The sequence below is a fragment of the Flavobacterium xylosi genome (assembly GCF_042787345.1).
GTDB lineage: Bacteria > Bacteroidota > Bacteroidia > Flavobacteriales > Flavobacteriaceae > Flavobacterium > Flavobacterium xylosi.
Genome location: NZ_JBHZPZ010000008.1, coordinates 35,281 through 61,328, shown reverse-complemented (window position 1 = coordinate 61,328; position 26,048 = coordinate 35,281). Strand labels below are relative to the sequence as shown.

Here is a 26,048-nt window from a genome sequence, read left to right as displayed (position 1 = left end):
TTAAATTTTAAAAACATATAATTAAGACCTCTGCTAACCGCAGGGGTTTTTTTATTTTATGTTGATTTCTCTTTACCATTTGAAGAAAAAAAGAGTTATAAATTCAATTTTGTCAAATCTATAAATGCAAGCATGATTATTGAAGCAGTAACAAAAAAAATGATGGTAAGTTTATGTTGCGTATGTGCTTCCCAATCTGCTATTCTTTTGGTAAGCCATCCAAAACGACTTTTTTTTGACCAACAATCTAAAAATACTGCATAAATGAAAAAAATAATAAGAATCACAATCTAAAATTAATAACAAAATAAATAATTCTAATATTAAAATCTAAAAATCATGAGCACACAAAAATTTGCAACAAACGCACTACACGCGGGACACGACGTAACAAAAAACGCAGGAACCAGAGCTGTTCCTATTTATCAAACCAGTTCTTATGTTTTCAATAACTCGGAACATGCCGCAAACCTTTTTGATCTTGCTGAACCTGGATTTATTTACACCAGATTAAACAATCCAACAAATGATATTCTAGAACAACGTTTAGCGACTTTAGAAGGAGGCATTGGAGCGGTAGTTACTGCATCAGGAACCGCCGCAATTGCCACAACATTATTGGTATTGCTAAAAGCGGGAGATCATATTGTGGCTTCCAACAGTTTGTATGGCGGAACGTATAATTTATTAAAAGTAACATTGCCAAGGTTAGGAATTACCACCACATTTGTAGATCCATCCAATCCGGTTAATTTCAAAAATGCTGTCCAAGAAAATACCAGAGCATTTTTTGTCGAATCTTTGGGGAACCCAAAATTAGACGTATTGGATTTGAAAGCTATTTCGGCTGAGGCCAAAGCATCTAAAGTGCCTTTTATTGTGGATAATACGGTTGCGTCTCCTTATTTATTAAATCCTATTCAATACGGAGCCGATATTGTCATTCACTCCTTGACGAAATACATAACGGGTAACGGAACTTCTTTGGGAGGTGTTATTATTGATGCAGGAAATTTCGATTGGACCAATGGAAAATTCCCGGAATTCACAGAACCTTCCGCCGGTTATCACGGATTAGTGTATCACGAAGCGCTCGGAAATGCAGCTTTCATTGCTAAAGCTCGTATTGAAGGTTTGCGAGATTATGGCGCTGCTTTGAGCCCGTTCAATGCGTTCCAGATTATTCAAGGATTAGAAACATTACCTATCCGAATTCAAAGACACAGCGATAATGCATTGGCTCTTGCGCAATGGTTAGAAAGTCAGGAAGAGGTGGCATGGGTAAATTATCCGGGATTGAAATCGAGTAAATATTATCTTTTAGGTCAGGAATATTTGCCAAAGGGGCAAAGTGGAGTAGTGACTTTTGGGCTAAAAGGAGGATTTGAAGCTGCCAAAAAGGTGGCAGATGAAACCAAAATATTCTCTCTTCTGGCGAATATTGGTGACACCAAATCATTGATTATCCATCCTGCAAGCACCACACACCAACAATTATCTGACGAGGAACAAATTGCGACAGGAGTTTCCAAAGATTTAATCCGACTCTCGGTTGGTTTAGAAGATATTGAAGATTTGAAAGGAGATTTGAAAACCGTTTTTGAAAGTATAAAAAAATCACAAGTGGCATAAAAGTTTGTTTTTTGGCGGTTACACTGTCTTTGGTTTATTGGTTAGACCAAAGGCAGTTTTCTTAAAATAGAAAAGAAAAATGTGAAGCAGAATTTGGTACCGTGTAAATCAAATTTTTAAATCCTTTTGTTATGGATGATTTAAATGAATCACGGTGATTTTGTAAACCAATTGCTTTTGTATTATTTTTTAGACTTAATGACTATTTTTCTTTTTATGACTTTTTTCTGAAATATAATCTTAAAAAAATGCTTTATATCTGATATAGTGTTAGTTGGTCGGATATGTTTTATTTTAATTCCTTTATTGTATTAAATTTGTTTAACACTAAAATTAACAATCTAAAGAATAATTATTTTTCAAATTGTTAATTTTTAAAGGCTGCAAGTAAGAAATTACAACCTACACAAATAAACCACATTTTCGGATTATCAAAGCATATTAGAAAAGCGGTATAGCCAACTGTTTAGTATTAGAATAATTTTTTAATTAAAATAATTTAATCATGAAAGCAAACGAAAACGTTTCTGTATTGGAAAATACTATGAAAAGAAGGGGCAAAATCCATACTAATAAATGGGATAAATATCTGGATGATTATGATAATTATGTCAAGGAATACAAAAGGCATTATGAGAATTCACAAAATGGAGACGAGATATCGTTGTCATTATATCCTTATATGAGAGCAAAATGGGAAAATTTAAAAGAGCTTATCATTAAAGGGTATGACAGGAAATGCTTAACCAAAAAGCAAGTCAAAAGGGTAATTAAAATTAATATGAAAATAGTTAAAGCTTGCTTTTGATGAATGTATATTAAAAGTTAAAATATCAAAACCATAAATGAGTGTAGTTAAAGAAATTTCTTTCGCAAATTAACAATACAAACAGAAGGGATATTTATTTTTTAGTTTAATTTATTATTGGCAATAAAATTGATTGTTAGCAATGTCAGTTCTTTCAAACTGGGATTTTGGGAGTTTAATTAATACGAAAAACAAACAACTAAAAAATAATTATCATGAAAACACTAAAGACAATTTCGTCAATGCCAAATTTGAAATTCAAGGCAAGAAAAACAAAAGAACTTCAACCGGAAAATGAATTAATTCATCCTAGGTTTGAAGTGAAAACCACTGGTAGTTTTGGAGAAAAAGGATCTAATTCATTATTGGCTTTAATGTATTCCCAAGAAAACGAGATTCTTTTCATATGATTTAAAACAAACTTTTATTGATTAGTAATATTCAAAATTTTTTTTTAAAATTCATTGTTTTATATGGTAAAAAAAGACTTTCTTAAGTTTAGAATTCCATCCAAAATCTTAAAAGCACCATTCAATTAAATGGATGCTTTTTTGTGCTTATATTCAATCTCAAGTTGCTAATTAATAATAATCAATTCTTTAAAAAATTTGTTTCTTTAAAAAATTTGTAGTTAATTTGTTCCTTTAAGTTCACAAACGTATTGAAATGTTATAAAGAAAGGACGAGGGATTAGACCCAATGAAGCCTTAGCAACCCTTCGATTTATCGAAGAAGGTGCTGCATTCTACCGCGCCAAACGTGGAAAGATAACAACAAGAATTTAACTGGTTTACCCTAGTTTTTTCTTTATAATATTTCCAGACACAAATCAAAAATCATAAAAGATTTGAAATTGGAAAATAAACCAACCCATATTACATTACAAAATTTCACTACCGAAAGTGGCGCGCTTTATCCTGACCTTAACTTGAGTTTTCAAGTTTTTGGACCGGAATTAAATACTGCACCAATCGTTTTAGTAAATCACGCTTTAACCGGAAATTCCCAAGTTATTGGAAAAAACGGTTGGTGGAATGATTTAATTGGTGAAAATAAAACAATTGACACTAATAAATATACCGTACTAGCATTTAATGTACCCGGCAATGGCAATGATGAAACTATAATAGAAAACTATTTGGATTTCAATGCCAGAGATATTGCAAAATCGTTTATTGAAGGGATAAAATTTCTTGAAATCAAACAGTTATATGCGATTATCGGAGGTTCAGTAGGAGGAGGAATCGCATGGGAAATAGCCGCTTTAGAACCTACACTTACAAAGCATTTGATTCCTATCGCTACGGATTGGAAATCGACGGATTGGTTGATAGCTAATTGTTTTTTGCAAGAGCAAATTCTAAATAACTCTCGAAAACCGATTGAGGATGCCAGGATTCATGCCATGTTGTGCTACCGTACTCCAAAATCTTTCAAAGAAAAATTCCAACGGACTACAAACGAAGAATTGGCCATTTTTAATGTGGAAAGTTGGTTGAGTCATCATGGAACGAAATTGCAAAAACGGTTTCAGCTTTCGTCTTATAAAATGATGAACCAATTACTGAAAACGATAGATGTCACCAGAAATACAGGTTCATTTGAAGAAATAGTTTCAAGAATTGAAGCCGATATTCATATCATCGGAATCAATTCTGATTTATTTTTTACTGCAGATGAAAATAAAGCGACTTATCAAGAAATAAAAAAATATAAAAATAATGTTTCCTATCAGGAAATCGTTTCCATTAATGGTCATGATGCTTTTTTGATAGAATACAATCAATTAGACAAATTGCTTGCAGGTATTTTTCAAGCATAAATACAATATAGAAAGATGAAAATATTAAAATTTGGAGGTAAATCTTTATCGAATGGAGAGGGATTAAACAAGGTGGTTGCTATTATTACCGATAAAGTAAATCAAGGAGAGGAAATTGCTGTCGTAGTATCGGCACGTGGAAATGCTACTGATGAGTTAGAAAATATTTTAGGGATCGCATCACAAAACACAAATTACAAACCGCTTTTTGAAGATTTTAAAAAATACCAACAAGCTGAATATGAGAATGTCGATTTGTCCGAGGAATTCGAAGTCTTGGAAAAACTTTTTGAAGGGGTAAGTTTAATTGGGGATTATAGCAATAAAATTAAAGATTTAGTACTGTCTAAAGGAGAATTGCTTTCGGCTAAGTTGCTTACTGCGATTTTACTTAAAAATGGAATAAATGCTCGTTTTACCGATTCCAGAGAATTGATAAAAACCGATTCTAAGTTTGGAGATGCCCAACCTTTGGAACAAATTTCGAAGAAAAACGTAATAAGTTATTTCAAGCAAAATGATGGGAACACAGTCAATATTGTAACCGGTTTTATTGGATCAAATAGTAAAAATGACACCACTACTTTAGGAAGAAACGGCAGTAATTATACGGCTTCTTTGATCGCTAATTATCTAAATGCAGAGGAACTTCAGAATTATACGCATGTTGACGGAATATACACGGCAAACCCGGATTTAGTTTTGGATGCCAAAAAAATTGACCATTTGACATTTAATGAAGCGAATGAGCTGGCTAATTTTGGAACAACGATACTTCATGCAAAAACGATAATTCCTTTATTGGAAAAAAATATCCCCCTTCGAATTTTAAACACATTCAATCACGAAAATGAAGGAACTTTAATCACTTCAAATTCAAATAAGGAAGGAATTAAAACGCTTTCCGTACTGGAGAATGTGTCATTAGTAAACTTAGAAGGAAGAGGTTTGTTAGGGAAAACAGGTGTAGATGCGCGTATTTTTCGAGTAATGGGAGATAATGACATTAGTGTTAGTATCATTTCACAAGGATCTTCAGAAAGAGGTATCGGCCTTGTAGTTGCTGCTGATCAGGCTACAAAAGCAATGATAGAACTAGAAAAAGAATTCGAAAATGATTTCTATTCTAAAGACGTCAATAAGATTTCAGTTACTGATAATGTTTCGGTGATTTCTATCATCGGGCAGGATTTAAGCACTTTTCACAAGCCATATACCGCTCTTATCAAAAACAAGATAGTTCCTATTCTTTTTAATAATACGGTAACGGGGAAAAACGTAAGTTTAGTTGTCAAAAAGTCACAACTTAATAAAGCGTTGAACGTTATTCACGGAGAGATTTTTGGAGTCTCAAAGAAAATTAATATTGCCATTTTTGGACATGGCTTGGTGGGTGGAACTTTGATTAATCAAATTCTGGAATCAGCCGCAGCGATCGAAAAAAGAAAGGATATTAAATTGAATGTTTTTGCTATTGCCAATTCAAAAAATGTGCTGTTAAACAAAAACGGCGTGACTCCAAACTGGAAAAATGAAATACAAAACAACGGTTTTTCTTATACGATTGATGATGTTATTGCCTTTGCTAATGAGCATCATCTAGAAAATTTAATTGCAATCGATAACACGGCAAGTGCTACCTTTGTAGAAAATTATGTGAAATTAGCCGAAAATAGTTTTGATTTGATTTCTTCGAATAAAGTAGCCAATACGTTAAGTTATAGTTTTTATAAAGAATTGCGAAAAGTATTAGCTGACAATCAAAAGAGTTATCTTTATGAAACGAATGTTGGAGCAGGATTGCCACTAATAGATACTATCAAATTATTGCATCTTTCGGGTGAAAATATTACCAAAATAAAAGGAGTGTTTTCCGGAACATTGAGTTATTTATTTAATAACTTTTCAGCTAAGGATTTTCCTTTTAGTCAGGTTTTGCAAGAAGCAATTGATAACGGATATACGGAACCGGATCCACGTGAAGATTTATGCGGAAATGATGTAGGACGAAAATTATTGATTTTGGCAAGAGAATTGGATCTGCAGAATGAATTTGAAGAAATCGGAATTCAGAATTTAATTCCTGAGCATTTAAGTGAAGGAAGTGCTTCGGAATTTTTAACCAAATTGAAAGAATTTGATCCAATATACGCAGCCATAAAAGAGAATCAAAAACCAAATCACGTTTTAAGATACATAGGTGAATTATGTGGCGATTTACAAAATGACAAAGGAAATCTTGAAGTAAAATTAGTTTCGGTTCCATCTGATACGGCACTGGGAGGATTGAAAGGTTCAGATTCATTCTTCGAAATTTACACCGAATCGTATGGAGACCGACCAATCGTGATTCAAGGCGCAGGCGCAGGATCTGCAGTTACAGCAAGAGGAGTTTTTGGGGATATTTTGAGATTGTCTGATAAAGGATAACGATTTGAGATTGCAGATTTTTGAATTTTGATTTCAGATATAAAAAACAAAAATCCGTGTTTTTGCGATAGCAAATCCGTTTCATCCGTGCCCGAACAAATATAATTAATAAAAAAGGGACTGCCTCCAGTCTTGGCTCCCTTCCCTTCGGGGAGGGTTGGGGAGGGGAATAATATGAAAATAACATTAAACAGAGTAAACGAAAACTTTCACTTTGAATTAAAAAATGAAAGAGGACATATAGTAAATGTTGATAGCCGTCCTGAATTTGGAGGGAATGATATGGGCGCAAGTCCAATGGAGTTAGTCTTAATGGGCGTTGCGGGTTGCAGTGCGATTGATATGATTTCTATTTTGAAAAAACAGCGTCAGGAAATCACTTCTTTCAAAGCGGAGGTCGAAGGCGAGCGTGTGCAAGTAGGAGAAGCAAAACCATTCAAAGATATTCATGTTGTGTTTTATTTGGAAGGAGACATTAATGAAGAAAAAGCAGCCAGAGCCGCGCAACTTTCTTTCGAAAAGTACTGCTCGGTTTCTAAAACATTAGAACCAACAGCAACAATACATTACAAAGTAGTCTTGAATAATAAATCATTATAGTTTAAATACAAGAGCTTGGAGTTTCGCGATTCCAACAGCTGTAAACCTTAATCTTTAAACTAAAAAATAAAATGAACGAACAGGAATTTGGGTTTGAGACCCAAGCCATACGCACCCAATTAGAAAGATCACAATATCAGGAGCATTCCGTGCCTTTGTATTTATCATCGAGTTTTGTTTTTGAAGATGCCGAAGATATGCGTGCTTCCTTTACAGAAGAAAAAGAAAGAAACATTTACAGTCGTTTCAGTAATCCCAATACAACTGAATTTGTAGAAAAAATATGCAAAATGGAGGGAGCTCAAGCCGGTTATGCTTTTGCAACAGGAATGGCGGCAGTGTTTTCTACTTTTGCAGCTTTGTTAGATTCAGGCGACCATGTAGTTTCTGCAAGTAGCGTTTTTGGTTCTACGCACGCTTTATTTATGACTTATTTTCCAAAATGGAATATCGAAACTTCGTATTTTGATATTAATAAGCCAGAAACTATTGAGAGTTTCATTAAGCCAAATACCAAAATATTGTATGCGGAGTCACCTACGAATCCTGCGGTAGATATTATTGACTTGGAATTATTAGGAGCTATCGCTAAAAAACACAATCTAATATTGATTATCGACAACTGTTTTGCAACGCCATACATTCAGCAACCCATAAAATGGGGAGCGGATTTAGTTATTCATTCCGCGACAAAATTGATTGACGGGCAAGGACGTGTTTTGGGCGGTGTGACTGTAGGAAGCGAAGATTTAATCAGACAAATATATTTATTCTCCAGAAATACAGGGCCAGCATTATCGCCATTCAATGCTTGGGTTTTATCCAAAAGTTTAGAAACGTTGGCGGTTCGTGTGGAGAAACATTGTGAAAATGCATTGAAAGTTGCTGAATTTCTAGAAAATAATCCAAATGTGAATAGTGTGAGATATCCGTTTTTGAAATCGCATCCTAAATATGAAGTTGCCAAAAAACAGATGCTTTTGGGAGGTAACATTATTGCTTTTGAAATTAAAGGTGGGATCGAAGCTGGTAGAAAATTTCTAGATAAAATACAATTGTGTTCGCTTTCGGCAAATATTGGTGATACAAGAACAATTGTTACGCATCCAGCTTCTACAACGCATAGTAAATTATCTGTTGATGAACGTTTGGCTGTAAGTATTACAGATGGTTTAGTGCGTGTTTCAATAGGATTAGAAACGGTAAAAGATGTAATTGCCGATTTGGAGCAAGCACTTTCATAAAAATTCATAATCTTAGAAGTTCATAATCATAGCCCACGGTTTAAACCGTGGGCTGATGGTTTGGTTGGTGTTTCTCAAGGATTTAATTGCTGATTTGGAGCAGGTGTTGTCTTAAAAATTCATAATCTTAGAAATTCTTAATCATAGCCCACGGTTTAAACTGTGGGCTGATGGTTTGGTTCGTGTCTCAATAGGATTAGAAACGGTAAAAGATGTAATTGCCGATTTGGAGCAAGCACTTTCATAAAAATTCATAATCTTAGAAGTACATAATCATAGCCCACGGTTTAAACTGTGGGCTGATGGTTTGGTTGGTGTTTCTCAAGGATTTAATTGCTGATTTGGAGCAGGTGTTGTCTTAAAAATTCATAATCTTAGAAATTCATAATTATAGCCCACGGTTTAAACCGTGGGCTGATGGTTTGGTTCGATTTTCATTAGGATTGGAAACCGTAAAAGATGTAATTGCCGATTTGGAGCAAGCACTTTCATAAAAATTCATAATCTTAGAAGTTCATAATCATAGCCCACGGTTTAAAGCGTGGGCTGATGGTTTTGTGCGTGTTTCAGTAGGATTAGAAACGTTAAAAGATGTAATTGCTGATTTAGAGCAAGCGCTTTCATAAAAATCCATAATCTTAGAAATTCATAATCATAGCCCACGGTTTAAACCGTGGGCTAATGGTTTTGTGCGTGTTTCAATAGGATTAGAAACGGTAGAAGATGTAATTGCCAATTTAGAACAAGCGCTTTCGTAAAGATATGAGCCCCGAAGTTTCGGGAGCAGATTTCGAGTCCAACAACAATCTTCAATTGTCATTCACTATTTTTCATTCAAAAAGTATATTTTTGTTGTTGGAATATTAAAAGCGTGTAGCTTTCAGGTAGGTTTGAAATCTGAAATCAACAATCTGAAATCAACAATCTTATATCTATTTTAAATGCTGTCTAAAAAAACAAAATACGGAATAAAAGCTTTGACTTTTTTGGCTCGCCAGAAAGATCATACGCCGGTTCAAATTGCTGAAATCGCAAAGAGTGAAAATATTTCGTTGAAATTTTTAGAAAGCATATTATTGCTTTTACGTCACTCAGGTTTTTTGGGTGCCAAAAAAGGAAAAGGCGGCGGTTATTATTTAATTAAAGAGCCAAAAGATATAAATATGGCTCATGTCTACCGCATTCTTGAAGGACCTATTGCATTATTACCTTGTGCAAGTCATAATTTTTACGAAAAATGTGAGGATTGTACTGATGAAGCAACTTGCGCGGTTAGAAAACTAATGATCGAAGTCCGCGATAACACCCTGAAAATCTTAGAGAGTAACACACTAGCTGATATAGCATTTTAACAAATAAATTTTCCGAATAAGTTTTGTAGTTAAACTAAAAGTGTTATTTTTGCCTTTTAATCTACTATTCCGATGGGGTAATAGATAATTTAAGTGAATCGAAGAAAGCATGAATAAAGATTTAAAAGAAAACAGTGTAGCACTAAAAAAGGAAATGACTTTTAAGGAACGTTTGTGGGTTCGGATTCCTGTTAGTTTGTTAATTGGTTTGATATCCGTATTGGTGTACAATCATCACGCAGAGTTTTCTTGGGATGGCTTTGTAGCTGGTTTTAATCAAGAGTTTTTAATCTTTTTCTGTATCGGTGTTTTTGCGCAGTTAGTTGATGGTACTCTGGGAATGGGTTATGGAGCAACCTCTACTTCTTTTTTATTGGCGTACGGAGTTCCTCCTGTAATTAGTAGTACTGGAGTTCACGTTGCTGAAATGTTTACAACAGGAGCATCTGCCATTTCTCATCATAAATTTGGGAATATCAATAAAAAATTAGTGAGACACTTGCTAATACCGGGTGTTTTAGGTTCTATAACAGGCGCTTATTTGTTGGCTGATGTGATTGACGGAGATGTGATTAAACCATTTATTGCGGTTTATATGATTGCATTGGCTTGTATCATTATTAGAAAAGCAATGCAAAAGAATATTATAAAAAAGAAAACCAAGCGTTTAGGTATTCTGGCTTCTTTTGGAGGTTTTATGGATGCTGTTGGTGGTGGTGGATGGGGACCAATTGTTACTTCTACATTACTTGGGCGAGGCAGAAATCCCAGATATACTATTGGATCCGTTAATGCCGCTGAGTTTGCCGTTTCTTTTGCAAGTGGAATAACATTTATGATTTTTGGGGGAATTCAAGGCTGGGAAGTAATTATAGGATTAATTCTCGGAGGAGTAATTGCAGCGCCGATTGCAGCCCTATTAGTTAACAAAATTAAAAGACAACCGATGATGATTTTGGTTGGGATTTTAATTATCATTTTGAGTTTAAGAACATTATCTAAATTATTATAATGAGTACAGCAATAATAAATACTTTACTAGAAAAAACGAAAGATTTCTCAATCGAGGAAACGCTTGCTTTTTTAGCTAATGAATACAAAGATAAAGTGGTTTTCTCTACTTCTTTTGGTCAGGAAGATCAAGTAATTACGGCTTTAATTGCAAAATATGATTTACCGATTACCATTTTTACGTTGGATACGGGAAGATTGTTTGAAGAAACCTATGATGTTTTTCATAAGACATTGAAAAAGTATAAAATTGACATAAAAACCTATTTTCCACAAACAAGTGCAGTGGAGGAATTGTTAAATAATAAAGGTCCAAACAGCTTTTACGAATCTGTGGAGAATAGAAAAGAATGTTGTTTTATTCGAAAAATAGCACCGTTAACAAAAGCGTTAAAGGGTAATTCAGTTTGGATTACTGGTTTAAGGTCAGAACAATCAGAAAACAGAAAAGATTTACATCTTTTTGAGTACGATGGAAAGTTTGACATCATTAAATTTAATCCGTTGCTAAAATGGACTTTGAAGGAGGTTGAGGATTATATCGAAAAAAACAATGTTCCGCAAAACTTACTTCATAAACAAGGTTTTGTGAGTATTGGTTGTGCCCCTTGTACCAGAGCCATTACTCCTGGCGAAGATATAAGGGCTGGAAGATGGTGGTGGGAATCCAGTCATAAAGAATGCGGGTTGCACCAAAAGTAATTATAAATTATAAACGATTGTTGCAATCTTTAAATGTTTCAATCATTTAAATCTTTAAAAAAATGAGTTCAATATTAAAAACAAACGCTTTAGAAAGCGAAGCGATATACATTTTTAGAGAAGTGATTTCTCAATTTGACAAACCAGTTTTGCTTTTCTCCGGTGGGAAAGATTCTATAACACTAGTGCGTTTGGCTCAAAAAGCGTTCTTTCCAGCTAAGATTCCTTTTCCATTATTGCACGTAGATACAGGACATAACTTTCCTGAAACTATAGAATTTAGAGATAAATTGGTTGCTGAATTAGGTTTAGAATTAATCGTTCGTAACGTACAAGACGCCATTGACGAAGGTAAAGTTGTAGAAGAATCAGGGAAATACTCCAGTAGAAACAGTTTGCAAACAACTACACTTTTGGATGCAATTGAAGAATTCAAATTTGATGCTTGTATTGGTGGTGCGCGTAGAGATGAAGAAAAAGCAAGAGCTAAAGAACGTATTTTCTCTGTTCGTGATGATTTTGGTCAATGGGATGAGAAAAACCAACGCCCGGAATTGTTTGATATTTTGAATGGGAAAATTGAAAATGGTCAAAACGTGCGTGTTTTCCCAATTTCGAACTGGACAGAGCTTGATGTTTGGAGTTATATTGAACAAGAGCAAATAGAAATTCCATCCATTTACTTTTCACACAAACGTAAAGTATTCTTGAGAGACGGTATGATTTGGTCGCATTCTCCATTTGTATACCAAGAAGAAGATGAAGAAATCGAAGAAAGAATTGTTCGTTTTAGAACCGTTGGCGATATGAGTTGTACCGCAGCTGTTGATTCTTACGCAGCAACCATTCAGGAAGTTGTGGGCGAAATCAGATCTTCGACTATTTCAGAAAGAGGAGCCAGAATTGATGACAAACGTTCTGAAGCCGCAATGGAAAAAAGAAAACAACAAGGGTACTTTTAGAATCCCCACCCCAGCCCTCCCCGAAGGGGAGGGAGCCTTAAACGGATAAAAAGTGTCCATCGGTTGAGGGTTTATAGGGTAGTACAATAGAAAAAAAAACTGATTTTTAATTAAATAAATGCCAGACTCGGCTCCCTTCCCTTTGGGGAGGGTCGGGGAGGTGAAAGTGAATATGGAAGTTTTAAAAATAGCAACAGCAGGAAGTGTAGATGACGGAAAGAGCACCTTAATCGGAAGATTATTGTACGATACAAAATCGTTGACTACTGATAAAATTGAAGCAATAGAAAAAAGCAGTAAGCAAAAAGGATATGATTACTTAGATTTTTCATTGGCTACCGATGGTTTAGTTGCCGAAAGAGAACAAGGAATCACAATTGATGTGGCACATATTTATTTTTCGACTGCAAAGAAAAGTTACATTATTGCGGATACTCCAGGTCACGTAGAATATACACGTAACATGGTTACAGGAGCTTCAACTTCCCAGGTTTCAATTATATTGATTGATGCTCGTAAAGGAGTAATTGAGCAAACCTACCGTCACTTTTTTATCAATAATTTATTGCGCGTAAAAGAAGTGATTGTTGCGGTAAACAAAATGGATTTAGTTGATTATTCGGAAGAAATATACAATAAAATCAAAGCTGATTTTCATGCATTAAATGAAAAAAGTGCTTTCAAAGAGCAAAATGTAAGTTACATTCCTTTGAGTGCTATCAATGGAGGAAATGTGGCTGATAAATCAGAAAATATGCCGTGGTACACCGGACAGACTGTTTTGGAACATTTAGAAGCTTTAGAGCCAAAAGATGTATATGAAAAAGGAAAAGCACGTTTCCCCGTTCAAACGGTTATCAGACCAAAAACGGAGGAATACCATGACTTTAGAGGATATGCCGGAAAATTATACGGAGACAATATAAAAGTGGGTGATTCGGTGACTGTACTTCCATCTTTAACTGAATCTAAAGTGACTAACATTCATTTTTTCGATGAAAAATATGACGAAGCTTCAGCAGGTTCTTCAATCACAATCGAATTAGAGAATGATATCAACGTAACTAGAGGTGATATGATTGTAAAATCGAATGAACTTCCTAGAATGGAAAAAGACATCAATACCACGATCTGTTGGATGGACAGCAAAAAGTTAGTTGCCGGAACTAAATATTTAATACAGCACAATACCAATAGAGTTTTGGCAAAAATTGAAAGCGTGAAAAATGTAATTGCTACAGATTATACAGGGTCAACTCCAGCAACTCAATTGGCCATTAACGAAATAGGAGAAGTAAATATTAAATTGAGCAAAGCCATTTATTTTGATGCCTACAATGACAACAAATCAAATGGAGCTTTTATTTTGATAGATACGGCGACCAATACAACCGCGGGAGTTGGGTTTATAAACTAAATCCCCACCCCGGCCCTCCTCGAAGGGGAGGGAGCCAGATTAGAAAATAGAAGTGATTAAATTATAATATAACATTGCCAGTTTCTACTCCCTCCCCTTCGGGGAGGGTTGGGGTGGGGAAAACCAATAAAGTATGGAAAGTTTTAGAACCGAAATAGAAGATCCGATTGTCCAAAAAGACATCATCGATTTAGAAAGAAAAATTGCCTTGTTCCGTGACGGAAAAATTGATGACGAGCGTTTTCGTAGCCTTCGCTTGGCGCGAGGAGTTTATGGTCAGCGTCAGGAAGGCGTACAAATGATTCGGATCAAATTGCCTTTTGGAAAAGTGACCAGCGAGCAATTGTTACGTATTGCTAAAGTTTCTGACGAATATTCAACGGGACGTTTGCATATTACAACACGTCAGGATATCCAAATTCACTATGTAAGTTTGGACAGAACTCCAGAGCTTTGGGCGGAATTAGAGAAAGATGATGTTACGTTGAGAGAAGCTTGTGGAAACACCGTGAGAAATATTACGGCGAGTGAAACAGCGGGGATAGATGTAGATGAACCTTTTGATGTGTCCCCATACGCGCATGCTATGTTTCAATTTTTCTTGAGAAATCCGGTATGTCAGGAAATGGGACGTAAATTCAAAATATCGTTTTCTTCTTCAGATAAAGACACGGCGCTGAGTTACATGCATGATTTAGGTTTTATTCCAAAAATTGTAAACGGAGAACGAGGATTTAAAGTAATGCTTGGTGGGGGATTAGGTTCTCAACCACACCACGCCGAACTGTTGTCGGGTTTTATTCCCGTAAACCAAATTATTCCAACAACAGAAGGTGTTTTAAGAATATTTGACCGTTTTGGAGAAAGAGCCAAAAGGTTGAAAGCACGTATGAAATTCTTAATCAAAGATATTGGTAGAGATGAGTTCCTGCATTTGGTTGATGAAGAGAAAAAAGCGTTGTCTCATCAAATTGTTGAAATCGATACGACAGCTTTTGATAGTCCAATTCCAGAACCTTTATTGGAAGCACCAAATGTAACAATAGAAGACAATGATGCATTTGAAGCTTGGAAAAAAACAAATGTGATTCCGCAGAAACAAAATGGATATGTTGCGATTGGAATCAAAGTATTATTGGGAGATTTCTATACTGATAAAGCGAGACTATTAGCTGATTTAATTAAAAATTATGCTGCTAATGAATTGCGTTTTTCATTACGACAAGATATTCTGATCCGCAATGTGAAAGAAGAGAATTTAGCCTTTTTCTACCAAGAATTAGCTAAACTTGATTATGTAGCAATTGGATATGATAGTACAGCAGACATCACCGCTTGTCCGGGAACAGATACTTGTAATCTTGGTATTGCAAGCAGCACCGGAATTGCAGTAGAACTGGAAAGAGTTTTAGAAACTGAATATCCTGAATACAAGAACAATAAAGGAATCATTATAAAAATTAGTGGTTGTATGAATGCTTGCGGGCAACACAATATGGCACAAATTGGTTTTCAGGGAATGTCTATCAATTCCGGAAAATTAGTAGCGCCGGCGCTTCAAGTGTTATTGGGTGGAGGGAATTTAGGAAACGGTTCTGGGAGATTTTCTGATAAAGTAATTAAAATTCCAAGCCGGAGAGGACCAGATGCGTTGCGTTTCATCTTAAATGATTTTGCAGCTAATGCAAATGGAATGTCGTTTCTAGATTATTACGATGCCAAAGGAGAGAAATATTTCTACGAATTTTTGAAACCTTTAGCTGATTTGACGAATCTTACTGAAGCTGATTTTATCGATTGGGGTAATGCTGATAATTACGTGAAAGCAGTTGGAGTAGGAGAATGTGCAGGAGTAGTAATTGATTTGGTCGCTACCTTGCTACTGGAAGCCAAAGATAAATTGACTTTCGCGCAAGAAGCTTTCGAAGATAAAAAATGGTCGGATGCTGTTTATCACGGGTATGCAGGTTTTGTAAATGGCGCCAAAGCCTTATTGCTTTCAGAGGACCAAAAAACAAATCATCAAGCTGGAATAATAAACTTATTTGATACGGTTTTTGTCGAAACTAATAAAATTCCATTGCAATCCACATTAAAGGATTTAGTATTTCAGATCAATCAGAACGAACCGTCTGAAGAATTCGCTAAAAAGTACATTCAAGAAGCAATTGCTTTTTTTGATACCATAGAAGCCTTCAGAGCCAAAGACCTAAAAGATGAAAAATAAAATAAAACCCCAAGTTACTTTAGTAGGTGCCGGTCCGGGAGATCCGGATTTGCTTACCATCAAAGGTGCAAAGGCATTAGCTGAAGCGAATGTGGTTTTGTATGATGCCTTGGCTAATGAAGAACTATTGTCCTATGCTCCTAAAAAAGCATTGAAAATATTTGTTGGAAAGAGAAAGGGATGTCATGCGTATACTCAAGATGAAATCAACCAGTTAATTGTAGATAATGCACTTACTTATGGCAATGTGGTACGATTAAAAGGAGGAGATCCATTTATTTTTGGAAGAGGAAGTGAAGAAATAGAATTCGTAGAAAGCTTTGGAATTCCTACATTTGTAGTTCCGGGAATTTCATCTTCTATTGCAGTCCCAGCTTCTCAAGGGATTTCATTGACAAAAAGAGGCGTTTCTGAAAGTTTTTGGGTGATTACCGGTACTACTTCAGCACGAAAATTATCTGCTGATGTAGCTTTGGCAGCCCAATCGACAGCGACAGTGGTTGTTTTGATGGGGATGAGTAAATTGGAAGAAATCGTGGCGCTGTTTCAAAAGGAATCCAAAGGAGAAATGCCCGTAGCGATTATTCAAAACGGAACGACTCCAGAGGAAAAAGCAGGAATTGGAACTATAAACACAATCCAAAGAGTGGTGGCAGAGAACAATTTAAGTTCTCCGGCGATAATCGTTATTGGAGAAGTAGTAGGCGATAATAAGAAAAGGGTAGGTTTTTATAAAGAATTAAAATCAAACCATAATAAAGTACTGGTGTATGGAAAGGAATGAGTTATATCCGATATTTTTAAAATTACAGCAACTCAATGTACTTATTGTAGGAGGAGGGAATGTGGGTTTAGAAAAATTATCGTTTATGCTAAAATCCAGTCCAAATGCCAATGTTGAAGTGGTTGCGCCAAAGTTTTTGCCAGAACTGGAAGCGTTGGTCGAAAGACATCCTTCGGTGAAATTGACTTACAGGAAGTTCAATCGCTGGATGCTTCGCAAACGGCACATGGTTATTGCCTGTACGGATGATTTAGCTGTAAATAAAAAGATTTATGATCTGTCAAGAAAAAGGTATTTGATTTGCAATATTGCTGATACACCGCCATTATGTGATTATTATTTGGGTGGAATTGTAACCAAAGGAAATGTAAAAATTGCGATTTCCACAAACGGAAAATCACCAACAACAGCCAAAAGATTACGGGAGTTTTTTGAAGAAATAATTCCGGACGATATCAATAAAATGGTCGAAAACCTAAATGAATATCGCAAAACGCTGAAAGGAAATTTCGAAGAGAAAGTACAGAAAATGAACGAAATCACCGAAGCATTAAAAAATAAAGAATAAAAGCATCACAAAATAACGAATGATATTTATCATTTAAAGTAGTAAAAATCATTTGTTAATTTGTGAAAATAATAATAAGTAACAACAAGTATAACAAAAGAAACTCTACCCAGTCTCCCCATCCCTCGGAGGGGGTTTGGGGGGAGGAATAAAAGAATAAAAAAATGGTTAAAACAGACATATTAATTATCGGAGCCGGTCCAACAGGATTATTTGCAGTATTTGAAGCAGGATTATTAAAATTAAAATGCCATATTTTAGATGCATTGCCACAAGCTGGTGGACAATTATCTGAGTTATATCCTAAAAAACCAATCTATGATATTCCTGGATTTCCGGAAGTATTAGCGGGGGATTTGGTAGATAACTTAATGGAGCAAATCAAGCAATTTGAACCTGGTTTTACGCTGGGCGAACGTGCTGAAACTATAGAGAAACAAGAAGATGGAAGTTTTATTGTGACTTCAAATAAAGGGAAGAAGTTTCATGCCTCTGTTGTAGCAATTGCAGGTGGATTAGGAAGTTTTGAACCTAGAAAACCACTTATAGAAGATATTGGATTTTATGAAGATAAAGGAATAAAATACTTTATTAAAAACCCGGAAAAATTTCGAGATAAAAGAGTTGTAATTTCCGGAGGAGGAGATTCTGCACTAGATTGGAGTATTTTCCTTTCTAATGTAGCTTCAGAGGTAACTTTGATTCACCGTAGAAATGAATTTAGAGGAGCTTTAGATTCTGTAGAGAAAGTGCAAGAACTAAAAAATTCAGGAAAAATCAAAATGATAACTCCAGGAGAAGTGATTGGTTTGAATGGAGCTGAACACTTAGAATCTGTTGTTGTAGATGAAGATGGCGCTCACAGAACTATTCCTACGGATTATTTTATTCCACTTTTTGGATTAACGCCAAAATTAGGACCTATTGGACATTGGGGACTGGAAATAGAAAAAAATGCGATCAAAGTAAACAACGCTTTGGATTATCAAACGAACATTCCTGGAATTTTCGCTATTGGTGACGTAAATACGTATCCAGGGAAACTGAAATTAATTCTTTGTGGATTCCACGAAGCGACATTAATGTGTCAGGCAGCCTACCAAATTATCAATCCCGGTAAAAAATATGTGTTGAAATATACTACAGTTTCTGGTGTTGACGGATTTGACGGAACTCGTAAAGAAGCTCCAAAAGCCGTGGTAAAAGCCATAGTTTAACAACTTAATACAAACTAGTTAAAAAATATAGCGTTAATACTTGCAAGTATTAACGCTATGTCTTTACTTTGCACTGTTCCTATATTTATTGATCGTTATCACGAAAGGCGGAGGGAAAGACCCAATGAAACCTTAGCAACCCTTTATCTTTAAAGAAGGTGCTACATTCTACTTTGATGCTGTATTAATTTCAGTACTTCAAGGATAGATAACACACGAATACTCACTTAGTATTTCTCAAACCTTTTCTTGACAACATTTTTAATATTTTTTAGAGCGAATGATTGGCGTTTTTTTGCCATCAATCTTCCCGCTTTCCGCTATATCTTTTTTTCTGTCCCGAACAGTCGGGACCAGAAAAAAAGGATACCGCTGCAATCGGGGCTAAAGAGCTAAAATAGTGAACTTTTGTAATTAATAATAAGCGCTTAATACTTAGTATTGGCGAGAATAAAACAAAAGATGTCAACAATTCAAGAAGCCATTAAAAAAAACATACTCGTACTCGATGGAGCTATGGGAACCATGTTGCAACGCTACAATTTTTCCGAAGAAGACTTTCGTGGAAAACGTTTCAAAGATTTTCCATATTCCTTAAAAGGAAACAACGATTTATTGTCACTGACTCAGCCACAAGCGATTCGTGCGGTTCACGCAGCTTATTTTGAAGCTGGAGCGGATATCGTTGAAACCAATACTTTTTCTGGAACCACTATTGGAATGGCAGATTACCATCTTGAAGATTTGGTGTATGAACTCAACTACGAATCGGCAAAAATCGCCCGTGAAATAGCCGATGAATTTACAGCCAAAAATCCAGATAAACCTCGTTTTGTAGCCGGTTCAATAGGACCAACAAACAGAACAGCGAGCATGTCACCAGATGTAAATGATCCGGGTTACAGAGCTGTAACTTTTGATGATTTGCGAATTGCTTACAAACAACAAGTAGAAGCCTTAATAGACGGAGGAAGTGATTTGCTTTTAGTAGAAACCATTTTCGACACGTTAAATGCAAAGGCCGCACTTTTCGCCATCGAAGAAGTCAAAGACGAACGCAATATCGATATTCCAATCATGGTTTCAGGAACCATTACAGATGCATCAGGAAGAACACTTTCAGGTCAAACCGTTGAAGCCTTTTTGGTTTCGGTTTCGCATATTCCGTTATTGAGCGTAGGTTTCAATTGCGCTTTAGGAGCTGATTTGTTGAAGCCGTATCTTCAAACGTTATCACAAAATACTTCATTCAATGTGTCGGCGCATCCTAATGCAGGATTGCCAAACGCTTTTGGAGAGTACGATGAAACACCAGAACAAATGCAAGCATTTATCAAAGAATATTTAGACGATAATTTAGTCAATATCATAGGCGGTTGTTGCGGAACAACGCCAGAACATATCAAGTTGATTGCTGATATCGCAAAGGAATATAAACCCAGAGTGTCAACAGCAACAATGTAGTAGAGACGCGATTTGTCGAGTCTGAATTATAACTAGATAGCGCGGATTTGTAATCCGTGCCCAGAAAGAGAATAAAAAACATAAAGTGTGATTTTGTCATTCCGACGAAGGAGGAATCACATAATGAGATTCCTCCTTCGTCGGAATGACAAAAATGTGGACGATGTTTAAGAACTTACTGGATGAGATTGCTTCGTTCCTCGCAATGACATAGAAGGTACAAAACCCGCGTGAGGGATAGCAGTGAAAAGCCCACAGACAAATGAAGCGATAGCGGAATTAGACGAGGACTTGTAACGAATAGCCCGACCCTTTTGGGTCACGCCCACAATAATTAAAAAATAAGATAAATCTTCTTGGTTGTTAAAAACCGTGCAGGATTAAACAAAAATAAAAAATGGCACAAGCAGAAACTAGAAGAAACCTTGTATTATCAGGATTAGAGCCTTTAATCATTACGCCGGAAAGCGTATTTGTTAATATTGGTGAACGAACTAATGTTACAGGTTCTAGAAAATTCCTTCGATTAATCAAGGGAGAAAAATACGAAGAAGCACTTAGCATTGCCAAAGAACAAGTGGAAGGTGGCGCACAAATCATCGATATTAATATGGATGAAGGAATGCTCGATGGCGAATATGCTATGACAAAATTCCTGAATCTAATCGCTGCCGAACCAGATATTTCCAGAGTGCCAATCATGATTGACAGCTCAAAATGGGATATCATCGAAGCGGGACTAAAAGTGGTCCAAGGAAAAAGTATTGTGAATTCGATTTCTTTGAAAGAAGGGGAAGAACAATTTATCCATCACGCTAAATTGATTAAACGCTATGGAGCAGCGGTTATTATCATGGCTTTTGATGAAACTGGACAAGCGGATAATTACGAGCGCCGAATAGAAATTTGCCAGCGTTCGTATGATATTTTGGTAAACAAAGTTGGTTTTCCTCCGCAAGACATCATTTTCGATTTAAATATATTCCCAGTAGCAACTGGTATGGAAGAACACCGCCTAAACGCATTGGATTTTTTTAAAGGAACCAAATGGGTTAGAGAAAATCTTCCTCATGCACACATTAGTGGTGGTGTAAGTAATGTTTCCTTTTCATTTAGGGGAAATGACACCGTTCGGGAAGCGATGCACTCGGTATTTTTGTACCATGCCATTCAGCACGGTATGACAATGGGTATCGTGAATCCGGAAATGCTTTCTATTTACGACGAAATTCCAAAAGATCTTTTAGAACGCGTCGAAGATGTAATTCTAAATCGAAGAGACGATGCTACCGAAAGATTGCTTGATTTTGCCGAAAATGTAAAAGGAGATGTAAAGAGTAATGAAAAAGCAGTCCAAGAATGGCGTTCGGGAACGATTCAGGAACGATTGACGCATTCGCTGGTAAAAGGAGTCGATGAATTTATAGAAATTGATGTCGAAGAAGCCAGACAGGCAGCAACAAAACCTATCGAAGTAATCGAAATCAACCTAATGGCAGGAATGAATGTGGTGGGTGATTTATTTGGTTCAGGTAAAATGTTTTTGCCGCAAGTGGTAAAATCGGCTCGTGTAATGAAGAAAGCGGTAGCTTATTTATTGCCATTTATAGATGCAGAGAAACGCCCCCCAGCCCCCGAAGGGGGAGTTAAGACTTCTCAACATTGGGAAACTGCAAACCCACTTAATTATGGTTTGTTGAAAAAGTATTCATTAGAGATGCGAAACAAACCAACCGATGCAGAAAGGGTTTTGTGGGAGCAGTTGAGTGGGAAAAAACTAGAAGGATATAAGTTTAGAAGACAACATATTATTGGGGATTATATAGCCGATTTTATTTGTTTAAAAGAAAATATAATTATAGAAATTGACGGTTTAATTCATCAATTACCAGAGAATACAGCAAGTGATTTAGAGCGAACAAATTGGTTAAATAGTCAAGGTTATCAGGTAATTCGTTTTACAAATAATCAAGTTCTGTTTGAATTAAATAAAGTTTTAACTTCAATATGTGCAGCGTTGGAGGCACCCCCTTCGGGGGCGGGGGGGGCTGGCCGTATCTTAATGGCAACTGTAAAAGGCGACGTACACGATATTGGAAAAAATATTGTTTCGGTTGTTTTGGCTTGTAATAATTATGAAATAATTGATTTAGGAGTGATGGTTGCACCTGAAAAAATTATCGCGGCAGCCATAGAACACAACGTTGATATTATTGGTTTAAGCGGATTAATAACACCTTCGCTTGACGAAATGGTTTATTTGGCTAAAGAATTAGACAAAAGAAACATAAAGATCCCTGTGATGATTGGTGGAGCAACGACTTCACGAGCGCATACTGCCGTGAAAATTGCACCGCAATACAAATCAACGGTTATTCACGTAAATGATGCTTCAAGAGCCGTAACGGTTGCTGGAAATTTATTGAATATTGAAAAGAAAATATATGCAAGTGACATTCGAGCAGAATATGATGCTTTTAGAGAAACATTTTTGAACCGTTCACGGGACAAAAATTTCTTAACCATTGAGCAAGCTCGTGTCAATAAACTGAAATTAGATTGGGAAAATTACAACCCGATTAAACCTAATTTTATTGGAACAAAAACAATCGAAGTCGATTTGGATGTTTTGGTTCCGTATATTGACTGGACACCTTTTTTTAGAACATGGGAATTGTTCGGGAAATATCCTGCTATTTTAACGGATAACGTTGTTGGCGAACAAGCTACTTCTGTTTTTGCGGATGCGCAGGAAATGTTGGAAGTTATTTTGAGAGAAAAGAAACTGACAGCAAAAGGAATATACGGAATTTTCCCTGCGAATCAAGTCAATGATGATGATATTGAATTGAGTGATGAAAACGGAAAAGTGTTAGAGAAATTCTTGACGTTGCGTCAGCAATCACAAAAAACGAAAGGTGCTCCAAATATTGCTTTATCGGATTTTATCGCCCCGAAAGACAGCGGTAAAACGGATTACATGGGAGCGTTTTGTGTAACGACCGGTTTTGGTGTGGATGAATGGGCAGCAGAATTCGAAAGAGATTTAGACGATTACAATTCGATTATGGTGAAAGCATTGGCGGATCGTTTTGCAGAAGCTTTTGCGGAATATTTGCACGAAAAAATCCGTAAGGAAATTTGGGGTTATTCGTCCGATGAAACCTTAACTACTGAAGGAATGATTGCCGAAGATTACAAGGGAATTCGTCCGGCACCAGGTTATCCGGCTTGTCCAGACCATTTAGAGAAACCTACCATTTGGAAATTACTAAATGTAGAACAAGAAATAGGAGTGACATTGACTGAAAGTATGGCCATGTGGCCGGCATCATCGGTTTCAGGTTATTATTTTGGAAATCCAGAAAGCAAGTATTTTGGACTTGGAAAAATAAAAGAAGACCAAGTCATTGATTACGCGAAACGAAGAAGCGTTTCAACTGAAATTGCAACGAAATGGTTGAGTCCAAATATTGCGGACTAGCCCCCTGACCCCCAAAGGGGGAACTCCAATCTTCGTGAATAAAATTAGGGTTGGGAGAAATTATTCACTTAACATTCAATAAATTCTATTGTTTTGTCAACATAACATAAAAAAATTTTGAAAAATTATATAATTATTAATCAAGTTGCGCTGTGTTTTATAGGCACGACTGTAATTCCCTCTTTGGGGGCTAGGTGGCTATGAAAGTAACACAACATATAGAAGACGCAAAAGGAGAAACTTTATTTTCCTTCGAAATTATTCCGCCTCAAAAGGGGAAAAGCATTCAGGAATTATACGATAATATTGATCCGTTGATCGAGTTCAAACCGCCATTTATAGACGTGACAACTTCTCGCGAGGAATATATTTACGTGGATAAAGGCCAAGGTTTATTAGATAAAAGACTAACCAGAATGCGTCCCGGAACCTTGGGCATTTGTGCTTCCATAAAACATAAATACAATGTAGATACTATCCCGCATGTGCTTTGCGGAGGTTTTACCAAGGAAGAAACTGAGTATTTATTGGTCGATTGTCACTATTTGGGTTTAGACAACGTAATGGCTTTGCGTGGTGATGCCATGAAGGATGAACAATATTTCATCCCAAAACACGGTGGGAATGATTTTGCTGTCGATTTGGTCAAACAAATCTATCAGTTGAATCAAGGAAAATACCTGCACGATGTGATGGAAGTCGATAACAAAGCCAATTTTTGTATTGGAGTTGCGGGATACCCGGAAAAACATTTGGAATCTCCATCTTTAATTTCAGATTTAAAAAGACTGAAAGAAAAAGTAGATGCCGGAGCAGATTATGTGGTAACACAAATGTTCTTTGATAATGCTAAATACTTTGAATTTGTTGACAAAGCCAGAGAAATGGGGATTACCGTTCCTATTATTCCGGGAATTAAACCAATCGCGGTGCAAAGACACTTGCAAGTATTACCACAAATTTTCCGAATTGATTTACCGGAAGATTTAATACAGGCTGTGGATCAGTGTAAAAATAACAATGACATCAAACAAGTAGGAATCGAATGGGCGATTCAACAATCTTTAGAATTGAAAGCTGCCGGAGTTCCTGTGTTGCACTATTATTCAATGGGTAAATCAGAGAATATTCGTCAAATCGCAAGTAAGGTTTTTTAGAAAATTTATACTACTATATCCAAAGCTTCCAGCCTTTAAAAGGCTGGAAGCTTTTTTTATTGTTTTGTCACTCGGACGAAGGAGGAATCCCACTTGATGAGATTCCCCCTTCGTCGGAATGATAAAACCGAGCTTATTTTTCTGAAAACTATGATGAAAACAGTTTACTCCTTGGTTATTTCTCTAAAAACAGCCTCCAAGTTTTTATTCTTCTGATTGAGTTGTAGTGTTTTTAAACCATTATCATGAGCAAAATCAAAAACCGCAGGACGCATATCTTTATCGGATACAAAAGTCAGTTCCCATGAGAAATCATGAGTGTTTTTGAAAGATTTCAAATTAGGGATTTTAGCAATGGCTTGTTCTTCTATTTTATAATCAAATTCTACTTCGATAATCTGTTCTTTGTCGGCAGATATTAAGTTGTCGAGTTTTTTATCGGCTACTATTTTTCCGTTATTGATGATGATAACGCGGTCGCAAATGGCTTCGACTTCCTGCATAATGTGTGTAGAAAGGAAAACGGTTTTGTCTTTACCTGCATTTTTAATCACGTTGCGTATTTCAATCAATTGGTTAGGATCTAAACCTGTAGTTGGTTCATCCAGAATCAAAACATCGGGATTGTGTAATAAAGCGTTGGCAAGACCTACGCGTTGACGGTATCCTTTGGATAATTGTCCTATTTTTTTATGACTTTCGGTGGTTAAACCAGTAAGCTGAATCACTTCTTCGATGCGGGATTTAGCTACTTTATAGACATCAGCATTAAAAGCTAAATATTCCCTCACATATAAATCCAAATACAATGGATTGTGTTCCGGTAAGTAGCCAATAGAAAGTTGCACTGCCTTTTGGTTGCTGTTTACATCATGTCCGTTCACCATTGCCGAACCTTCATCTGCATTGATATAGGTAGTCAATATTTTCATTAAAGTCGATTTCCCAGCTCCATTTGGACCCAAAAAACCAACGATTTCTCCTTTATTTACAGAAAATGAGATGTTATCCAATGCTTTTTGGGCACCATAACTTTTGGATATATTATTTACTTCTATTGACATGGAATTTTATTTGTTGCAAAAGTAAACAGAAAATGAATAGTACTCAATTAAACCAAATTTTTTTATATTATATTTTATAACTTATTAATATTCATATTAAATA

21 protein-coding genes, 1 pseudogene and 2 riboswitches are annotated in these 26,048 nt (G+C 36.0%); of the genes and pseudogenes, 21 read left to right on the top strand and 1 reads right to left on the bottom strand.

Going from position 1 to position 26,048, the window contains the following annotated elements:
- Positions 1-339: 339 nt before the first annotated feature.
- The 21 genes and pseudogenes from ACFX5E_RS08320 (at position 340) to metF (ending at position 24,881) form a co-directional block, all read left to right on the top strand.
- The gene (locus ACFX5E_RS08320) at positions 340-1,632 is read left to right on the top strand and encodes an O-acetylhomoserine aminocarboxypropyltransferase/cysteine synthase family protein (protein WP_379854736.1); all 1,293 of its coding nucleotides are present in this window, start codon (positions 340-342) and stop codon (positions 1,630-1,632) included.
- A gap of 505 nt (positions 1,633-2,137) precedes the next feature.
- Positions 2,138-2,440: a hypothetical protein gene (locus tag ACFX5E_RS08315; protein ID WP_379854735.1), complete on the top strand. Its 303-nt coding sequence runs from the start codon at positions 2,138-2,140 to the stop codon at positions 2,438-2,440.
- A gap of 215 nt (positions 2,441-2,655) precedes the next feature.
- Positions 2,656-2,850 carry a hypothetical protein gene (locus ACFX5E_RS08310; RefSeq protein ID WP_379854734.1) on the top strand — a complete coding sequence of 65 codons (195 nt, stop codon included), beginning with the start codon at positions 2,656-2,658 and terminating at the stop codon, positions 2,848-2,850.
- Between the two features lie 256 nt (positions 2,851-3,106).
- Positions 3,107-3,214, top strand: a riboswitch (SAM riboswitch).
- A 79-nt stretch (positions 3,215-3,293) separates the two neighbouring features.
- Complete coding sequence (locus ACFX5E_RS08305) at positions 3,294-4,262, top strand: alpha/beta fold hydrolase (RefSeq protein WP_379854732.1); 969 nt, start codon at positions 3,294-3,296, stop codon at positions 4,260-4,262.
- 15 nt (positions 4,263-4,277) lie between these two features.
- Positions 4,278-6,692, top strand: a complete 2,415-nt coding sequence (gene thrA / locus ACFX5E_RS08300) for a bifunctional aspartate kinase/homoserine dehydrogenase I (RefSeq protein WP_379854731.1) — start codon at positions 4,278-4,280, stop codon at positions 6,690-6,692.
- A 174-nt stretch (positions 6,693-6,866) separates the two neighbouring features.
- Positions 6,867-7,292, top strand: a complete 426-nt coding sequence (locus ACFX5E_RS08295; RefSeq protein ID WP_379854730.1) for an OsmC family protein — start codon at positions 6,867-6,869, stop codon at positions 7,290-7,292.
- Between the two features lie 71 nt (positions 7,293-7,363).
- Entirely contained in the window at positions 7,364-8,536 is a 1,173-nt protein-coding gene (locus tag ACFX5E_RS08290; protein WP_379854729.1) for a trans-sulfuration enzyme family protein, read from the top strand.
- A gap of 169 nt (positions 8,537-8,705) precedes the next feature.
- Positions 8,706-8,783, top strand: a pseudogene (locus ACFX5E_RS08285) (PLP-dependent transferase); the annotation flags it as partial.
- A 253-nt stretch (positions 8,784-9,036) separates the two neighbouring features.
- Positions 9,037-9,162: a PLP-dependent transferase gene (locus ACFX5E_RS08280; RefSeq protein WP_379854826.1), complete on the top strand. Its 126-nt coding sequence runs from the start codon at positions 9,037-9,039 to the stop codon at positions 9,160-9,162.
- A gap of 315 nt (positions 9,163-9,477) precedes the next feature.
- Entirely contained in the window at positions 9,478-9,888 is a 411-nt protein-coding gene (locus ACFX5E_RS08275) for an RrF2 family transcriptional regulator (RefSeq protein ID WP_379854728.1), read from the top strand.
- A gap of 109 nt (positions 9,889-9,997) precedes the next feature.
- Positions 9,998-10,900: a sulfite exporter TauE/SafE family protein gene (locus ACFX5E_RS08270; protein WP_379854727.1), complete on the top strand. Its 903-nt coding sequence runs from the start codon at positions 9,998-10,000 to the stop codon at positions 10,898-10,900.
- Positions 10,900-11,601 carry a phosphoadenylyl-sulfate reductase gene (locus ACFX5E_RS08265; protein WP_379854725.1) on the top strand — a complete coding sequence of 234 codons (702 nt, stop codon included), beginning with the start codon at positions 10,900-10,902 and terminating at the stop codon, positions 11,599-11,601. The genes ACFX5E_RS08270 and ACFX5E_RS08265 overlap by 1 nt, the downstream gene beginning before the upstream one ends.
- 62 nt (positions 11,602-11,663) lie before the next feature.
- Positions 11,664-12,563, top strand: a complete 900-nt coding sequence (cysD, locus tag ACFX5E_RS08260) for a sulfate adenylyltransferase subunit CysD (RefSeq protein ID WP_269686738.1) — start codon at positions 11,664-11,666, stop codon at positions 12,561-12,563.
- Between the two features lie 172 nt (positions 12,564-12,735).
- On the top strand, positions 12,736-13,980 hold the full coding sequence (locus tag ACFX5E_RS08255; RefSeq protein ID WP_379854825.1) for a sulfate adenylyltransferase subunit 1: 1,245 nt from the start codon (positions 12,736-12,738) through the stop codon (positions 13,978-13,980).
- 133 nt (positions 13,981-14,113) lie between these two features.
- Entirely contained in the window at positions 14,114-16,207 is a 2,094-nt protein-coding gene (locus ACFX5E_RS08250; protein WP_379854724.1) for a nitrite reductase, read from the top strand.
- Positions 16,197-16,991, top strand: a complete 795-nt coding sequence (cobA, locus tag ACFX5E_RS08245; protein WP_379854723.1) for a uroporphyrinogen-III C-methyltransferase — start codon at positions 16,197-16,199, stop codon at positions 16,989-16,991. The genes ACFX5E_RS08250 and cobA overlap by 11 nt, the downstream gene beginning before the upstream one ends.
- Positions 16,978-17,559 (top strand): precorrin-2 dehydrogenase/sirohydrochlorin ferrochelatase family protein, encoded by a 582-nt coding sequence (locus tag ACFX5E_RS08240; protein WP_379854722.1) that lies wholly within the window; start codon positions 16,978-16,980, stop codon positions 17,557-17,559. Before cobA ends, ACFX5E_RS08240 begins: the two co-directional genes overlap by 14 nt.
- Positions 17,560-17,723: 164 nt before the next feature.
- Entirely contained in the window at positions 17,724-18,776 is a 1,053-nt protein-coding gene (locus tag ACFX5E_RS08235; RefSeq protein WP_379854721.1) for an NAD(P)/FAD-dependent oxidoreductase, read from the top strand.
- Positions 18,777-18,868: 92 nt separating this feature from the next.
- Positions 18,869-18,991, top strand: a riboswitch (SAM riboswitch).
- A 247-nt stretch (positions 18,992-19,238) separates the two neighbouring features.
- A complete protein-coding gene (locus tag ACFX5E_RS08230; RefSeq protein WP_379854720.1) occupies positions 19,239-20,240 on the top strand; it encodes a homocysteine S-methyltransferase family protein in 1,002 nt (333 codons plus the stop codon).
- A gap of 397 nt (positions 20,241-20,637) precedes the next feature.
- Positions 20,638-23,724 carry a vitamin B12 dependent-methionine synthase activation domain-containing protein gene (locus ACFX5E_RS08225; protein ID WP_379854719.1) on the top strand — a complete coding sequence of 1,029 codons (3,087 nt, stop codon included), beginning with the start codon at positions 20,638-20,640 and terminating at the stop codon, positions 23,722-23,724.
- 200 nt (positions 23,725-23,924) lie between these two features.
- Complete coding sequence (metF, locus tag ACFX5E_RS08220) at positions 23,925-24,881, top strand: methylenetetrahydrofolate reductase [NAD(P)H] (protein ID WP_379854718.1); 957 nt, start codon at positions 23,925-23,927, stop codon at positions 24,879-24,881.
- Between the two features lie 164 nt (positions 24,882-25,045).
- On the opposite strand, the gene gldA is transcribed toward metF, so the two are convergent.
- Positions 25,046-25,945 carry a gliding motility-associated ABC transporter ATP-binding subunit GldA gene (gene gldA / locus ACFX5E_RS08215; protein WP_379854716.1) on the bottom strand — a complete coding sequence of 300 codons (900 nt, stop codon included), beginning with the start codon at positions 25,943-25,945 and terminating at the stop codon, positions 25,046-25,048.
- Between the last annotated feature and the right edge of the window lie 103 nt (positions 25,946-26,048).

Coding starts and splice junctions, on each gene's coding strand:
- ACFX5E_RS08320 (WP_379854736.1), top strand. CDS start 340: ATGAGCACACAAAAATTTGCAACAAACGCACTACACGCGGGACACGAC.
- ACFX5E_RS08315 (WP_379854735.1), top strand. CDS start 2,138: ATGAAAGCAAACGAAAACGTTTCTGTATTGGAAAATACTATGAAAAGA.
- ACFX5E_RS08310 (WP_379854734.1), top strand. CDS start 2,656: ATGAAAACACTAAAGACAATTTCGTCAATGCCAAATTTGAAATTCAAG.
- thrA (WP_379854731.1), top strand. CDS start 4,278: ATGAAAATATTAAAATTTGGAGGTAAATCTTTATCGAATGGAGAGGGA.
- ACFX5E_RS08295 (WP_379854730.1), top strand. CDS start 6,867: ATGAAAATAACATTAAACAGAGTAAACGAAAACTTTCACTTTGAATTA.
- ACFX5E_RS08290 (WP_379854729.1), top strand. CDS start 7,364: ATGAACGAACAGGAATTTGGGTTTGAGACCCAAGCCATACGCACCCAA.
- ACFX5E_RS08275 (WP_379854728.1), top strand. CDS start 9,478: ATGCTGTCTAAAAAAACAAAATACGGAATAAAAGCTTTGACTTTTTTG.
- ACFX5E_RS08270 (WP_379854727.1), top strand. CDS start 9,998: ATGAATAAAGATTTAAAAGAAAACAGTGTAGCACTAAAAAAGGAAATG.
- ACFX5E_RS08265 (WP_379854725.1), top strand. CDS start 10,900: ATGAGTACAGCAATAATAAATACTTTACTAGAAAAAACGAAAGATTTC.
- cysD (WP_269686738.1), top strand. CDS start 11,664: ATGAGTTCAATATTAAAAACAAACGCTTTAGAAAGCGAAGCGATATAC.
- ACFX5E_RS08255 (WP_379854825.1), top strand. CDS start 12,736: ATGGAAGTTTTAAAAATAGCAACAGCAGGAAGTGTAGATGACGGAAAG.
- ACFX5E_RS08250 (WP_379854724.1), top strand. CDS start 14,114: ATGGAAAGTTTTAGAACCGAAATAGAAGATCCGATTGTCCAAAAAGAC.
- cobA (WP_379854723.1), top strand. CDS start 16,197: ATGAAAAATAAAATAAAACCCCAAGTTACTTTAGTAGGTGCCGGTCCG.
- ACFX5E_RS08240 (WP_379854722.1), top strand. CDS start 16,978: ATGGAAAGGAATGAGTTATATCCGATATTTTTAAAATTACAGCAACTC.
- ACFX5E_RS08235 (WP_379854721.1), top strand. CDS start 17,724: ATGGTTAAAACAGACATATTAATTATCGGAGCCGGTCCAACAGGATTA.
- ACFX5E_RS08230 (WP_379854720.1), top strand. CDS start 19,239: ATGTCAACAATTCAAGAAGCCATTAAAAAAAACATACTCGTACTCGAT.
- ACFX5E_RS08225 (WP_379854719.1), top strand. CDS start 20,638: ATGGCACAAGCAGAAACTAGAAGAAACCTTGTATTATCAGGATTAGAG.
- metF (WP_379854718.1), top strand. CDS start 23,925: ATGAAAGTAACACAACATATAGAAGACGCAAAAGGAGAAACTTTATTT.
- gldA (WP_379854716.1), bottom strand. CDS start 25,945: ATGTCAATAGAAGTAAATAATATATCCAAAAGTTATGGTGCCCAAAAA.